Raw genomic sequence first — 14,931 nt, 5'->3', positions numbered from 1 at the left:
TACTTTAACGGATTTTTTATTTGGGTCAATAACAAAAACAAACTTTTTGAATCAAATGGTTAGTTTGCCATCGCCTCAGTACGGTTCGCGCGCAGTATGGGGGATTTTTCAACATTCTTCCGTTTTGCACTCTCATTGAATGTTTAGATAAGTCATGATGGCTCGATGATCTGAACCAATCACTTCATCGATAGACTCCCTTTTGCAGATAGCAAAATCACTGTTGAGCCATAAGTGATCGATGGAAATTTGCAGCCATGACGGCAGTGTCAATGTCGGTAAGTTTGGCCAACTTGCAATAGGGGCAGTTTGCATTCCAGAAAAAAGCGTGTCAAAGCGCTCACTGTTCGCAGAAAGATTCATGTCGCCCATGATTAAAATATCTTTCGTCGGGCTTTGTGTCGCTTGGTATTCTAGCGCCTGAATAAGCGCGTTACGTCTCAGCCACATCTCTTTGTTGCGAGGTGAAGGTGGGTGGGCGGTAAGCAAGAATACAGGGTGTTCTTCATCCACTTGCCAAATGCCTCGGGTGAGATTTTGATAGCCTTCGATGTAAAAAACATCCATGCCATATAAAGGCTGGCGAGAAAAAATAAGCTGATGCGACGGTAGGCCCACTTTCGGCTGGCCACCGAAGCGATAGCGGTATACGTCATCCAACATTTTTAACTGCTCTAAATGTTGGGCTGTGACTTCTTGTAGCAAAACGAGATCAGGCTGCACCCGTGATAGGTAGTCGATCAATTGGTCGACATGTTGGTTAGAGAACAACATATTGTACTGAAATAGACGGACGCTATTTCGGCACTCCCCTTTCGAAACCATCCCTTTCGGCACACCAATGGCCGTGAAATAAATGATGAGCCCAATGGATGCCAGCATTGGTATCCACGCACGTAACCCCAAACTGATGAATGCGACAACCGCAAGAGGCAAAATAAACAGTGCGGGATAAGCCGATATGTTTTCGGCCCACCATAAATGGGTTTGCGCTTTTACCCCCCAGTAGAAAAGGGTGCAAAGAATGATAATGAACCACAAGCCATAACTTTTAAGCATTGCTGAGTCATACCTATTGAGCCGCTACCTTAGTTAGTCTAGCAATGTTTATTAGAGAGGCTGCTCCATTTTTCTTAAATTTCAAACTTTTCTGACACTCTCCGCACATAGACAGTCGATAGACTTGGCTATACTTCTCTTTCAATTCACTACAAGGTATCCCCATGAAAGCAAAACTAGCAGTTGCAGCGGCAACGCTATTTTTACTGGCAGGATGTCAGCAAGAACCTCAAGAAAACAATACGTTGAACGAACGTCATACCGCGATCTGCAGCTCTACAGAAAGTATGCCCGGAGGCTGGCATAACGCTGAAATCGATCACCAAGTGATGCAAGCACTCGACATGGTGCTTGAGCAAATGAACACTAACTCCCCTTTGAAAGAAGTGCTGTCAGCTCATACCCAAGTGGTTAGTGGTGTTAATTATGCTATTGAATTTCAGTTAGAAAATGGAAGCTCTTGGAACACCATCGTGTATCGCAACCTGAAAGGCGAATATCAAATTACCCAAACGGCTAAGCTAGGCTTGTTCTGTCAGCAATAAACTCGCATAACAACCTTCCCGAAGATACCAATAGCCAAACGACTTGGCGTACCAATTAGGCAACAATGAGTCACTCTCAATGAACCTTGCATCAAGGCGTTTGGCGAACAAAAAGAAATCCCCTTATCGGATTAAAATAAGGGGATTTTTAATCACTTTAAGCGGTAAAAGGCTAAATGCCGCTCAAAGCTCCGCACATCATGATCAAAATGCAGATAACCGCCAGAAAGCCCATCGGCTACTCCAAAGTGAGAACGACTCGACGGTTGCAACCATTCTGCTGGTTTTCTTCCGCCGCACAGATTGGAGTGGTTTCACCAAACGCCTTTTCTACGATTCGATTGCCCAAACCCAGATCTTTCTTGAGGAAACGGGCTACGGTGTTGGCACGTCTTGCAGACAACTGCTTATTGTAAGTATCTGAGCCTGTGCTGTCGGCATGCCCTTCCACTGAAATTTTACGATTTGGGTCAACAATACCAATATAGCTACGAATCGCATCTTGATGGATATCGGTTAAACCGAATTTGTTGTGCTGGTAATTCAGCACCAGTGACATTTTTTTCTCATCGAAGAAGCAATGTTCACTGCTGTTTTGTGCTTTTACTTTCTGCACATCACGATTCAAGACACGGGCTTCCGTCTGTCCTTCATCAACCACAATCGAGCCTTCGCTTTGTGTGGTTTTGTAATGCGTTGAGAGCAATGTTTTGGTTATGATCTGTTCTTCTGATGTATTGACACAATTGGCCTGGGCATAATTGGAAAGCAGCACCAGTAACAGTAAAGGCAGTGTTTTTTTCATTTTAATCCTTAAGTCTACCTGTCTCTTCATTAATGAGATTCAAAATATATTTGTATACGTCATTGCCTTCTTTGGCATGATAGATATTGTCGTGACCAAAGCAGTCGCCAATCCCATCGCTTTTGTCTACGACGTAGTTAACCCCAATAACCCCCATCGTCACCTTGGTCTTTGACGCTTTGTCACTAGGGTTTTCACTTTGGAAAACGTTTCTTTTTTGTGAAATTCTCGTTTTTAACTTTTCGCACAAACCTGCCTTTACAAGTCGGTTTAGATATTTATTGTATCGAACTTCACGCCACTGCCTACCTTCCAAGTAGTAGCGAACAAAATCACCATCTCTACCATCAGAAAGCAAAATAAATACTTGCTCCGGATTTAAGTCCGTGGCTTGCTCAGCCATTTGGGCTGCACCAATAATGCCTTGCCAAGATTCAGTTAGGCCGTATCGGGAAGCATAATAATTTGAACTGTTAAACTTAGTTAGAAATGCGTCATAGTCTTCAGTTAAAGGGATATCCTCGAATGTTTTAATATTGCTGGAATCGTTCCGCGAGTGGATTTTCGGTGCAGTAAACATGTTATTCACCGTGGCTGATGGTGTCCTATATGAGGAATAGTCAAACGCCGTACGCTGTCGGCCAACCTGCTTAACTGCAGTATGGTGAAACCCAATCACCGCCACTCGACTTTTCCTATCTGTTTTAAACTCCCGCAGGTCGTCCACGATTCGGTTGATCGTGTCTGCAACTACATCATATTTCGTCTTGCCACTTCCTCCCCAAGGATTCACCATCGAGCCACTCATATCGATAATGAAGTAAATATCTAGGGGTTGTGGGAGAAATTTTCTAGACGTAGATGTCCCCATAACTTCAAAGTCTTTGGTTAATCCCATCTCGCCGTCATTGTAAGAAATCCAGGAGTCGTGCTTGGTTTTAGCAGAAACAACAAAATCGGTAAAAGGTGCAAGCTCACCGCTGCGCTGCACGCAGCCGTCTTTGTACTCGCAGCGTCGATGAAACACTCGAGCCACGACTTCGCCTTTGTTGTCTGGAATATAGTGATCAACAATCTTTTGTGCGTATTCTTGGTTCTTCTCATCACCCTCTTTGGGGCTCGCAATTAAAGCCAAGCTCGCCACTTCCGCCGCTTCTGTAATTTTGGCGTGCGCCATATGCCTTTGAGTCATTTGCATAGAGAACACCATGATGATCACAAGAATTGGCAACATGCCCATAAAAATAATGCCCGCGACCCCTTGTTGCTTTTTGATGGACATACTAGACCCTCGCAAACGAAAATGACGAGGATACCGCTTTAATGACATTGCCCTCTGCCAAACCAAAGATATTGAACGGAGTTTCGTAACAAAGCGTGATTTGATACATCGGCAAGCGACGGTTACGAGAAGTAATTGGCAACAGCTCTAGTGCCTCTTCTTTAGTGAGATTGTCTAGATTTGGCAAATTACAACCGTCGGTCGCGCCACTACTAAATTTTTTATAGCGTTTTCGAAAGTTGCTTGGCTTATCGCCCTCTACCGCAAGCTGTTCGACAAATACACCAAACTTAGACTCATCAAAGCCCGGCATCATGCGCTTTAAGGAGGCTTTGGATAGATAGTTTACGGCTCTCTTTGTTTCAGAGCAGTAAGGATCGGCTCTACCACAGATATCTAGCTCACCATCAAAAAATTGCTTTCTTTCCGCCATGATCGTTGTGAGTGAATAAACGGAGCGATCGAGTTGTCCTTTGGTATTGATGGCAACAACATAGTTGGTCATCACAACAAATAAACCTGAGAAAAACATTAATACCAATGCCAGCTCCACCATAAAAGCACCTTGTTGCTTAGCTTTCACAGCCCGACCCTCCACCAATTTTAAATGCGCAACGCTCATATTCTTGAATAGCCATAAGCTCACGCTTCACTTGAAAATCTGGTAACACACCATCCAAAATCGTGTTATAGGTGTACTGCATACGATACATCGCTATCGCCATATCCTTTGGTTTGTCTTTTCGCTCAGGACAAGTTTCAATATCGTCATAACCGACGTTGCAAGTTACAAAGTCCTGATAGTTTTTGAAATAATCGACCGTAATATTGACGCTTTCTTCTTTAGCCAAATATTTCCACGCCACACCAGCATTTTCATTAATGGTTTTTTCCAACAGTTTTTGATACTCCTGTGGGGTCGTGGCGTTGGATGTCCCCGCTTTTTTGGTCTTGATGACCGACAGTGTCAAAGCATGGTCGGAAACACTAATTGAATAACTCAGCATACAGAGCTCAATCCAACTAAAGATCATGATGAGTAAAACAGGTAAACCAAGTGCAACCTCAACGGTTAAGGCACCCTTCTGCCTTTTTTTCATAGCTCGACATACCTCTTCTTGGTGTAATCCACAACAAAGGCACCTTTGATGTTTAAGCTATTGAGAAACGCTTTCGCTTCCTCTATGTCAGTAAATTCACCAATGCAGTAGCGCTTCCATAAACCATGCGTATACGAGTAGACGGTTCCGTAGTTGGCTTTTAGGAAATTGAGATAATCGTTCGGTACGGCTTTGTAAGAAGCCAGCACTTGAATACGATACAGTGATGGCGCTTTAGGCTTGAGGTTATTCACATCGAGCTTACTTACAGGCACTACGTTATTAGCAGTCACTACGTTATTAACTGGCTTGGCCTGCTCCACTTTTTTTATTTCTTCTTGCGCTTTTGGTGTCACTTGAGCAGTCTGTACAACAGTAGCTCGGGTCGTATCTTTGTTTATTTGAGCGACTTGTGGCTGCACGGCTTTCTTCCCTTTGTTCTTTCCTTTGTTGACAGTTTTCATTAATGCCGCCAACTGTTTTCTCGCCTCTTCTTCGCCCTTTTCATGTTTTAACACTTCCAGAGCAATATCAGGGCGGTTGGACTGCACGGATGAGATGATGAGATTCGACCGAACTTTGGCATCACTTGGCATAGCGACATAAAGGTCATAAAGAATTTCCGTCGCTTCGACATAACGATTTTGCAAAAGGTAGACCACAGCGATATTGTTGCCCGCCTCTCTATCCGAAGCGCCACTTTTACGACTTTCTTCGAAATGCTGAATAGCCGTTTCATACTCTTTACGTTGCGCGTAAATCTTACCAACTAGCAGATGATAGGCTGCCTCATCTCCACCTTCATCGAGGAATTTCTCGCTCTCTTGCAGTGCTGAATCGTAGCGTTTTTTCTTATAGTTTAAGTTCGCCAAACTGTAGATATAATCTGGCTCATCCAAATCTTTGGCCGTATAAGTATTGGTATAAAGTTCGGCTGACTTGATATCCCCCATCTCCAAATAGAGGTTAACCAATTTCACCTTATAACTTGGTACTTCCGCCAAATTACCCTTGTAGAATTCGACCAACTGCTGGTTTTCACCCGAACTCAATAACAAACGTTCTTTAGTTTGAAGCTCTGAACTTATGGATGAACATCCAACCATTAAACTAAATATTACGACTTTAATTAGCCAATTAGCCATTAGAGAACATCCTCATAATTCCTGGAGCAATAATCAAAATAATGATGGGCAACATAATAAACACGATCATAGGAATTGACATTTTTGCACCAAGCTTTCCTATTTTCTCTTCGAGTTCCATCATATTAATTTGGCGAATATCGGTGGCAAGTGTGCCTAACACTTGGCCAACTGAAGAACCAAATTGCAAACTTTGAATGAGCGTCATTACAAAACTTTGCGCCTCACTCGAGGGCACCATTTCATAAAACTCTTCTAGCGCTTTGTTTATTCCAATCACTTTTGAGCGCTGAACAGTCACATTGACAGTAAATGCCAGGTATTTATCAACCGTTTGCAACTCTTTAGCTAAGTACTCAAGTGTCGCTTCAATGGTCATACCCGTATGGACACACACGTTCATTAGATCTAACAAGAAGGGTAAACGTGAGCTAATGTGTCGAGTAATGCTATTCGCTCTAGACGATATATACATATCCGGTCCAACAACAAAAATGACCATTCCCAGCGCTATCGTTAGTATGAGCTCATTAGTATCTAAGACTTTTATGCTCATCAAATAAACACTAATTAAAATCGTCAAGAATAAAGGAATTATTTTGAACAAATAATAAGTCTGAGCAATGAAATCACTATAAACTCCAGCTGCTACCAATTTCTTTTTTGTTTCGTCTTTATTAAAACTAAAACGCTTGAAGAAGGATAAAAAAAGATCATCACGTTTTTTTTGTTCTTTTGTTGAACCAATTATTTTTCTAACTGATATTTCCGCTCTGGTTTCATCCCAAACTTTTAAAGCAAAAACAGCCACAACAACAGAAATAATAAGAGCGACAAAAATAAAAATAACGCCAGATAGCGAAAGGCTCATGACTTCACCCCTCGCAAAATAAACCAGATGCAAATAAATCCAATAATTTCACTAGTAAGAACGTAGTAAAATATCGGCTTCCCACCTTCCTCAAACATTACATAATTATAATTTTCTGGGCTTGTAAATTTCAAAATCAACAAGAAGACAACGGGTAAACAAGCAATGATTTTGGCTGACATTCGGGCTTCTGAAGTCAGAGCATTTTTCTTCTTGTCGATAGCGCGCGCTTCAAACATGATGCGGTTAATACGAGAGATAACCTCTTTTAATTGACCACCGCGACTCAGGTTAATGCGAATAGTCGCCGCAAAGAAAAAGTATTCTACATATGGGAAAGAGGCGGCACTTCTTGACAGAACATCATCGGGGTCCTCCCCCATCAGCAAGCGTTCCGCCATCAACTTAAATTGCTTCCCTACTTCGTTTTGTAGTTGATTCCCCACATACTCAAATGCATGAACAATACTTTGGCCTGAAGAAAGTGCACCAGAAAGTATGTTAAGCGCATCTGGAAAATCTTCTTTAAACTTAGCTGCTTTGGCTTGTTGAAGTTTAATCACGAACACAACAAATAAAGGTGGTTGTGCATACATCAGCAACGTCAGAAAATTCATCTGTAAAACGAAGTCATTAGTCAAGTAGAGCGCGATCGCCGTGACTAACAAGAACAACCCGATCTTCTTAATTGGATTGGGCATCAAAATGGTCACAAACGCTTTAAAATGACGACGAACTTTGGCGCGAAAACTCACTTCAAATTTTTGCGCATCAATGACGGTTCTTTGCCCTTTAACCCCTTCAAAATCTTGTTCGAGCTCGATAATACGCTGGATCGCTTTTTCTTGTTTCTTCTTATGCGTGACAAAATAGATAGCAAGAGCTACCCAAGAGAGCACCATTAGCCACATCATGAAAACAACTCCCGGACCGTATCTTCTAAACCAAAGAAACGAGCTCGCTCATAAATAACCGAGCGCTTTGACAAACCAGGCGAGCGAAACTCACCTTGGATCTTGCCGCTATCAAAGCTGCCTGTGGTTTCAAATCGGAAAATATCTTCCATCACCACATTGTTACCTTCTAGCCCGACAATTTCACTGATGTACATGACTTTACGGCTGCCATCGTGGAGACGCCTTACCTGGACAATCAAATCCACCGCACTCACGATGGTGCGGCGTATCGCCTCCAATGGTAGCGATGCAGTTGCCATCATCACCATGCTTTCTGTACGTGCAATTGCATCTCGCGGCGTGTTGGCGTGCAATGTAGACATTGAACCATCATGGCCGGTGTTCATCGCCTGCAACATCTCAAAAGCCTCTGCACCACGACACTCACCAACAATAATACGGTCCGGACGCATACGCAGGGCGTTGATAACTAGGTCACGAGCCGTGATCTGCCCCGTGCCTTCAACACTTGCTTGACGTGTTTCTAACCGAACGATATGAGGCTTTTGCAACTGCAATTCGGCCGCATCTTCAATGGTGACCACACGTTCGCCCTCACCGATAAATCCCGACAGCGCGTTGAGCAAGGTTGTTTTCCCCGAACCGGTACCACCAGAGATCAAAATATTGCATTTACAGTGGCTGGCGATAGACAACAACTTGGCCATTTCTATCGACATGGCGCCAAACTCAACCAAGTTTTCTAGTTTGATCTTTTGCTCTTTGAATTTACGAATAGAGATGGAGGTGCCATCAATTGCCAATGGAGGAATAACGATATTGACACGGCTACCGTCTTTTAATCGCGCATCACACAAAGGAGATGACTCATCGATGCGGCGACCAACATTCGATGCAATGCGCTTGGCAATAGTATTCAGCTGCTTTTCATTGACGAATTGGATCGGTGACTTTTCTACCTTACCGCCAATTTCAATAAAGACGTCATATGGACCATTGATCATGATGTCCGAGATATCGTCATTTTCGACCAATTTTTGCAGTGGTCCCAACCCTTTAAGTTCATCGTAAAGCGCTTTAACTAGCTCGGCACGCTTTAGCGAACTCACCTGCAGTTGTTTTTTGTCGATCAAGATATTGACCGACTCCGACAACTGCTCCGCCAGCTCTTCGTTACTGATTTCGCTTAAGGTTGAGGCATCAATCGCATCAAAAATTTCATCTCGCAAGTCGAGATAGATCTGCTTTAGTTGATTCATTTTTTAAACAACGTGAATTTTTTAGCGTTTTTAGTCTGGATTTGCTTTCCGGTAAGAGACGAAACCATTTCAGCGATAGACGTCGCGTATTTGCTCTTCATCAAGCCACTGGTGCCCATTTGAATCAGCTTTTGTTCCAAACCCGGTTCATAGGCAAAATCGACAGACGAATGGCATTTGATTCGCTCTTTGGCACTTTTTAGTGTCACCAAATAATCTTTGTGAGGACGTGTCTGGCTAAAAATCACCTGATGCTCCGCCTTACCGATTTTCTTTTTGAATCGGTTGTAAGCGCGTAATGAAGAGACAGACGGTTCACAAACTAAGTAAATCCGGTGGTATTTATCCGCTAAATCTTGGTCGTGAACCTCTTCAAAGGAACTCATCGGTACCGAATCAATAATAAAGTTATATTTATCAACCAGTTCTGAAGAAAGACTGAATAGAGTCGATGCATGATCGCTCAGGCACGCAGTGGTTTTTTCCAAGGCTAAATAGTCCAGCTTTTCGGTCACTTTACACAGATACGTGGTGGCAATGGCAGAATCGATCTCTGACTGATTCAAATCGATACTGTTTTCCTTGATTTTGTACCCCTTAACACCGAGAAAAATATCGCCATTCATCGCACCTGAATCGTGATCAACCACTAGAGTTTTTAGGTTGGCATTTTTAACCAATGCATTGGCCAACACGCTACTAATACAAGAAACCCCGATACCACCTTTTGTACCCAAGATAAGGATTCTTTTCGCAATACGTGTCTTACCGCTTTTTGATGCTTCTGCAATGTCACGCTTTAAGCTCGCTAATAATCCATCGAGCTCTTCATCCCAAAGAATGTAGCTGGCACCGCACGACTGCACACGGTCGCGTAACTTGATCGAATCAAAATTACTAATAACCAAAAGCTTGATGCTGACATCAAGACGGGTCGCAATATCAGAAACCTCCTCCACCATGTTTTGGTTATTACGCATATCCAAAATGACGTGATTTAAGGTGACGTCACTGCGATTCCAGGTTGTTTCTTCATCCAAATCGGTTACTTTGAGGGGCTTTTCAAACCCCTCGATTGCGTACAGTTCATCAACGGCAGCAAGAAACCCCGAATCGTCAGACACGATCAAATCTTGGTTGGTGTTGCCACCTTTTCTTTTTGAGGATGAACTTTTAAATAATGTATCGAGATCCATCATCAGTAAGTACTCTTCAATGGGTTAACCAAACTAATGTTTCGGTTGTGTTCTAACGCGCAACCGAATCGGTATTCATCTTTGCTTGAAAATGCGAGACTTCCACAGTTTTGACTGCGGATATGAACATACTGAGCTTGAATTAGAATGGCTTTTTTCTGTTCATTCGGCGCAATTTCAACTTCGTAGCGGATCTTGCTAATTTTTGAACTTTTTAGCTGCACCAAAAGCTTATCGATAAATTCACTCGCACTTGGTTGATAGTAGATCTTGAATTTTGCTTTCGGTTCACGCTCATTGACTTCGTTGATAAATGACATGGCGCGAGATACCGAATACTCTTTGCCTGTTGCATCAAACTCATAGCTCTCTTGAAGCTGTTCCATCACACTGGTGTTTGAAATATTGACGTTTGAACAAGCGTTCAGAAGCAAAACAAATAAAACCAATAACCATTTTTTCATTAATTGAATCCCCCTTTGTTCAACGTATCTTCCAACTCAGGTTCATTCATTGATGAGAGGTCGATTCTCAGTAGACGCTCGATATCACTGGTGCGACGGAAACTTGGTAGTTTGATGTCTTCCGCTTTGACTGGGTCAACCAAGTTCACCGTGGCGACAATGATTAATTCAGTCTTGGTTTGATTGGATTTTGTATGGCTGAACAACGCACCAAGAATAGGAATATCACCCAATACAGGGATTTTGCTTAATGACTCACGCTCTTCTGACGTTAACAAACCTGCCAATACAAAACTCTGGCCATCCTTTAGTTGAACGGTCGTTTGAGCTTTACGTGTACGTAGCGCAGGTACATTGATCAAACCATTCGCGGTCTTGTTTTCTTCGTCGATAGAGCTGACTTCTGGCAACAGTGATAAGCGAATGTTTTCCGAATCCGTCACCTTGGCGACCATAGACAACTTCACACCATATTCTTTATAAGACACGCTAATTCCGCTCTCATCACGGATCGCGATTGGCAATTCACCACCAACAAGAAAGCTTGCGGTTTCACCAGAAATCACCGAAAGATTGGGTTCGGCAAGTACACGACCAATTTGGTCGTCACCACTAGCAGTAATTACCGCAACGATGTCCTGAGCCGTAAAATCAAGCAGTTTGTTCACAAAACGCCCCGCCTGACCACTGTCTGAATAAGAGACACCTAGCTCAGATAGAAACGAGCTCGATACTTCGGCTACTGTTAGTTTGACGTTGATCTGCTCGGTAGTCAGCACCTTGAGATTGTTGATAATGTTGTCGTAAATATAAGTGGCGGTGTAATCCAAAGAATCAACTTGTCCACCGCTCGTATCTTGTAGAGTAAGCGTATTACGAGTGACGCTTTTCTTAAGCATTTCGCCGACGGTACGATAAATCTGAGTTTTTACTTCCTCACTGCTTACCACCCCGTCAAGAACAACCTGCTCGCCTACATTGGTAATGTTGATAGACTCATCTGGAAAACGGGCAATCAACGTCTGTTTTACCAATCGCAGACTTTTATTAACCACCACTTCCGCGTTATAAAGCTCATTTCCGGCTCGGTCATAGACAATTACAGAAGTCGCACCAAGACCAACACCGTAAACTACCACTTTGGTTTCATCGATGATTTTATAGTCGGCAATTTCTGGGGCACCTACAAATACAGTTGAAATTTGACGTTTCAAAGAGATAGTTTTTGCTGAACCCTGATTTAAATTCATTAGTTCATTAGAATTAACCGATAAAGAGACAACGCCAATCGTGGTGATTAGTAAACACATTAATGTTTTTTTCATTTTTATTCCTTACCACGTAATTCTCTAACGCCAAATTGATCTTCCAGAATATCGCTACTGCGAATCGATAGGTAACGCTTAGCTACGCTGGAAGGAACAATACTGATATCACCAATCTTTTGTGCCATTTCTAGCTTCAATACCTGCGGTACTTTCAACGCAATGACCAAACTATTTTGCGACTCAGAAGCTTTTGTAGTATTTACATTTCTCTCTGACTTAATGACTTGTATGACCTTTGCATCGCTAATAATGATTTTACTAACGAGATGTCCAATATCTTTATAACCAGTTTCTAGTAAATTAGATCTTGATGATGTAGTGGAAACAAAACTGACGCTGTCACCTGGTTGCAAAGTGATATTCTCAATAATATTTGAACTGGATGGTTCGTAATAATAAGGCACTTCATCTTTTTTTAGAGACAAGAACATATAATCACGATCACCAGGGTTACTGATCACATCGTTCGACAATATGGTTCCTTTGAGTAACGGTCGGTTAAAAAGCGCACCTGGTTGAATATTCAGTTCGTTCTTTAATGCGTGTCGGTTGCTGTGTGCTTCAGATAGTTTTACTTCAATTTCCTTGTACACAGACTTAGATACAATCCCAGATTTTTCAACACCTTGAGTCAATTCAAGTAAGACTACCGTGGGCTCTATTACAGGTTCTGCTGCGACAACTTCTTCAGTTTCAAACATATCACCCATAAGAAAAAACAGCGTGCTGAATATTGCAAGGGAAAGGAAAAGAATGATAACGGCTCTATTCATTATTTTGTCTTTTTTAATAAGAGAAAAATGGAGGTTTCCCTCCATTCAATATTGGGAAGTAATTAACTGCCAGCTGCACCACCACCAGTACCACCAGTACCACCAGTACCACCAGTACCACCAGTACCACCATTTTCTGCAGAAATAGCACTTGAAACACTATCCATCGCATCAGTAATTGCACCAGTCAAAGTACCATTCTTGAAAATCGCTAATAAAACGGCAGACATAGCAACGGCAATAATCGCATATTCTACTGCCGTTACAGCACGATCATCTTCTTTTAGTTTACAGATACTTTCATTGAAGTTTAATTTCCACTCAATCGCTTTTGTCATAACTTTGTTAAACATACTATCCTCTTATTAACTTTAAAATGTGTCGTTATGGGGTGAAGACAAATTAAACTAATGGAATAACAAACGCCAATGAATAAGATTTATATATCCATAATACAAAGTTATGATAAAAAAGCATTATGACACTATAAATATAATAGTTACTAAGAAAGTGCAAACTAATATAAAATAGGCTTTATTTTTGGAAACATTTATGCAACTCGCCATAACATTAATATTTTTTACAGCACTCTACGCATCATTTACTGATGCCAAATCTCGCGTCATATCGAACCACACCGTTGTTTTTACTTTTCTTTGTTGCTTTATTTTTGCTTTTCTAAATGGTTATTTATTACACTCCTTTTTAATTGCAACATTATGCTTTGCATTCAGTTTTATATTATGGCTATTAGGATTTTGGGGTGGTGGTGACGCAAAATACTTTCCAGTCATGATGGTGGGCGTAAAACCCGACTATGCAATTGAAGCCATTTGCTATATCGGCTTATTTGGTGGAATCACTGTAATAGGTGTTTATGTGTATTGCTTGATTGCCAAAAAGGAGATAAAAAAAATAGGCATCCCTTACGGAATACCTATTTCTGCATCATGCTGTTTGTTTATGCTATTAAGCTTGTTGGTCCTCAGATAGCTGTTAATGATGCTGTTCAAAAAGATCGTTGAGTTTCGCCTTTAAGCCAATTTTGTCTAACTCATCAGACATCCCTTCGCTAAACCCCACATTCATATTGACCTGTTGGCTAGTAGGAATCTTCTTGTAGTTAGGCTCTCTAACTGACCAGTCTGGACAAACCATGATGGTGCCATGGTTTTCCAACTCTTTGTTCATCAGTCTTGCAGAACTCGTGCTTACCCAACTTGAGACAAACCGCGTATCAATTTTGTTCTCTTTCAGTAATTCTTGAACCAAGGTTTTCGACAAGGAGTTGCAATAAACCACTCGGAACGGATAGCACTCATATAAGTCTATACATGCTGTGTGACTAATTACATAACTTGATGATCTTAGCTGATAAGAATTACCATTTTCTGAGCTCAATCGATTGAGACTGAATATTACATCGAAGTTAGCGATATCGATCGTAGACGTTGTACTAAAACTGGTGATCGCTAAGTCTGTATTATTCAGTGCACGAAATTCGCTCACGACTTTTTCTACGAGAATAGGACAGAACGAATCTGCAATCGCAATGTTATATTGCTCTCTCGTATCCACTTTTTCTAAATCTTTGAATAGCTTTTCATACATGGACATTGTTTGATCCGCATATTCCAATAACACCTTACCGTGTTTCGTAAGCCCAAATCCCTCTTTTCTAACAAAAATACTAGCCCCAATTGTATTTTCGATCTTTTTGATATGCTGCGACACAGCGGGCTGAGTCATAAATAGTGACTCGGCTGCAGCTGTAAAGCTTTTGTGTTTTGCAACCTGTGAAAATGTCCGAAGATATTTTACGTCGATCATTCTATGAACGGTTTTCATGACAGCTATCTACCTTGATGTTACCCAGTTTTATAGTTTTTTTGTGTACTTGGTATTTCTGATTTTTAAAATCAAGACAAAAATATCAATACGCTACGCGAGTTACAAAAAACTATTGTTTATGCAACTATAAACACAGCTTATATGATGTATTTTTCTTTGTAATAAAATTGTAAATAAAATTCTCCTCAAGCCTGAACCCATATGGGAAGAGCAGTATTATCATCATGAGGCATTTATTCGAACTGTGAATTAATCTTTATGCAAACCGACTGATGAATATGTGACAACGGTCACATACAAAACTTCATTCTGATAGTTAGCACGTCATACCCTAAA

General features: G+C 41.5%; 17 protein-coding genes. 2 read left to right on the top strand and 15 right to left on the bottom strand.

What is annotated here, in order from left to right:
• Window positions 1–132: 132 nt before the first annotated feature.
• Complete coding sequence (locus tag VV1_RS15655; protein ID WP_011081085.1) at window positions 133–1,059, bottom strand: endonuclease/exonuclease/phosphatase family protein; 927 nt, start codon at window positions 1,057–1,059, stop codon at window positions 133–135.
• 164 nt (window positions 1,060–1,223) lie between these two features.
• Here VV1_RS15655 and VV1_RS15650 point away from each other — a divergent pair, with 164 nt between their 5' ends.
• Window positions 1,224–1,604, top strand: coding sequence for a cystatin domain-containing protein (locus tag VV1_RS15650; RefSeq protein WP_011081084.1), 381 nt, complete (start codon window positions 1,224–1,226; stop codon window positions 1,602–1,604).
• A 238-nt stretch (window positions 1,605–1,842) separates the two neighbouring features.
• Here the strand turns inward: VV1_RS15650 and VV1_RS15645 are convergent, their stop codons facing one another.
• The 13 genes from VV1_RS15645 to VV1_RS15585 are packed head-to-tail and all read right to left on the bottom strand — an operon-like array spanning window position 1,843 to window position 13,097.
• Window positions 1,843–2,409 (bottom strand): OmpA family protein, encoded by a 567-nt coding sequence (locus VV1_RS15645; RefSeq protein WP_011081083.1) that lies wholly within the window; start codon window positions 2,407–2,409, stop codon window positions 1,843–1,845.
• Window position 2,410: 1 nt separating this feature from the next.
• Entirely contained in the window at window positions 2,411–3,739 is a 1,329-nt protein-coding gene (locus tag VV1_RS15640; protein WP_043921118.1) for a TadE/TadG family type IV pilus assembly protein, read from the bottom strand.
• Entirely contained in the window at window positions 3,693–4,274 is a 582-nt protein-coding gene (gene tadF, locus VV1_RS15635; RefSeq protein WP_043921117.1) for a tight adherence pilus pseudopilin TadF, read from the bottom strand. The genes VV1_RS15640 and tadF overlap by 47 nt, the downstream gene beginning before the upstream one ends.
• Complete coding sequence (locus VV1_RS15630; RefSeq protein WP_011081080.1) at window positions 4,264–4,791, bottom strand: TadE family protein; 528 nt, start codon at window positions 4,789–4,791, stop codon at window positions 4,264–4,266. Before VV1_RS15630 ends, tadF begins: the two co-directional genes overlap by 11 nt.
• A complete protein-coding gene (locus VV1_RS15625) occupies window positions 4,788–5,936 on the bottom strand; it encodes a tetratricopeptide repeat protein (protein WP_011081079.1) in 1,149 nt (382 codons plus the stop codon). Before VV1_RS15625 ends, VV1_RS15630 begins: the two co-directional genes overlap by 4 nt.
• The gene (locus VV1_RS15620) at window positions 5,929–6,807 is read right to left on the bottom strand and encodes a type II secretion system F family protein (RefSeq protein ID WP_011081078.1); all 879 of its coding nucleotides are present in this window, start codon (window positions 6,805–6,807) and stop codon (window positions 5,929–5,931) included. The genes VV1_RS15625 and VV1_RS15620 overlap by 8 nt, the downstream gene beginning before the upstream one ends.
• Window positions 6,804–7,721 (bottom strand): type II secretion system F family protein, encoded by a 918-nt coding sequence (locus VV1_RS15615; RefSeq protein WP_011081077.1) that lies wholly within the window; start codon window positions 7,719–7,721, stop codon window positions 6,804–6,806. The genes VV1_RS15620 and VV1_RS15615 overlap by 4 nt, the downstream gene beginning before the upstream one ends.
• Entirely contained in the window at window positions 7,718–8,983 is a 1,266-nt protein-coding gene (locus VV1_RS15610) for a TadA family conjugal transfer-associated ATPase (protein WP_011081076.1), read from the bottom strand. Before VV1_RS15610 ends, VV1_RS15615 begins: the two co-directional genes overlap by 4 nt.
• On the bottom strand, window positions 8,980–10,182 hold the full coding sequence (locus VV1_RS15605; RefSeq protein ID WP_011081075.1) for a CpaE/TadZ family protein: 1,203 nt from the start codon (window positions 10,180–10,182) through the stop codon (window positions 8,980–8,982). Before VV1_RS15605 ends, VV1_RS15610 begins: the two co-directional genes overlap by 4 nt.
• Window positions 10,182–10,643, bottom strand: coding sequence for a hypothetical protein (locus VV1_RS15600; protein ID WP_011081074.1), 462 nt, complete (start codon window positions 10,641–10,643; stop codon window positions 10,182–10,184). Before VV1_RS15600 ends, VV1_RS15605 begins: the two co-directional genes overlap by 1 nt.
• Window positions 10,643–11,968 (bottom strand): type II and III secretion system protein family protein, encoded by a 1,326-nt coding sequence (locus tag VV1_RS15595; protein WP_011081073.1) that lies wholly within the window; start codon window positions 11,966–11,968, stop codon window positions 10,643–10,645. The genes VV1_RS15600 and VV1_RS15595 overlap by 1 nt, the downstream gene beginning before the upstream one ends.
• A 2-nt stretch (window positions 11,969–11,970) precedes the next feature.
• On the bottom strand, window positions 11,971–12,789 hold the full coding sequence (locus tag VV1_RS15590) for a hypothetical protein (RefSeq protein ID WP_011081072.1): 819 nt from the start codon (window positions 12,787–12,789) through the stop codon (window positions 11,971–11,973).
• Window positions 12,790–12,806: 17 nt separating this feature from the next.
• Window positions 12,807–13,097 carry a Flp family type IVb pilin gene (locus VV1_RS15585; protein ID WP_011081071.1) on the bottom strand — a complete coding sequence of 97 codons (291 nt, stop codon included), beginning with the start codon at window positions 13,095–13,097 and terminating at the stop codon, window positions 12,807–12,809.
• A gap of 199 nt (window positions 13,098–13,296) precedes the next feature.
• Between VV1_RS15585 and VV1_RS15580 the strand changes: the two genes are divergently transcribed.
• The gene (locus VV1_RS15580; protein WP_040110663.1) at window positions 13,297–13,737 is read left to right on the top strand and encodes an A24 family peptidase; all 441 of its coding nucleotides are present in this window, start codon (window positions 13,297–13,299) and stop codon (window positions 13,735–13,737) included.
• A gap of 3 nt (window positions 13,738–13,740) precedes the next feature.
• Here the strand turns inward: VV1_RS15580 and VV1_RS15575 are convergent, their stop codons facing one another.
• Window positions 13,741–14,592 (bottom strand): LysR family transcriptional regulator, encoded by an 852-nt coding sequence (locus VV1_RS15575; RefSeq protein WP_011081070.1) that lies wholly within the window; start codon window positions 14,590–14,592, stop codon window positions 13,741–13,743.
• Window positions 14,593–14,931 lie beyond the last annotated feature (339 nt).

Origin of the sequence: Vibrio vulnificus CMCP6, assembly GCF_000039765.1 — a bacterium.
GTDB lineage: Bacteria > Pseudomonadota > Gammaproteobacteria > Enterobacterales > Vibrionaceae > Vibrio > Vibrio vulnificus_B.
This window is presented reverse-complemented; position numbering and strand designations above follow the sequence as displayed.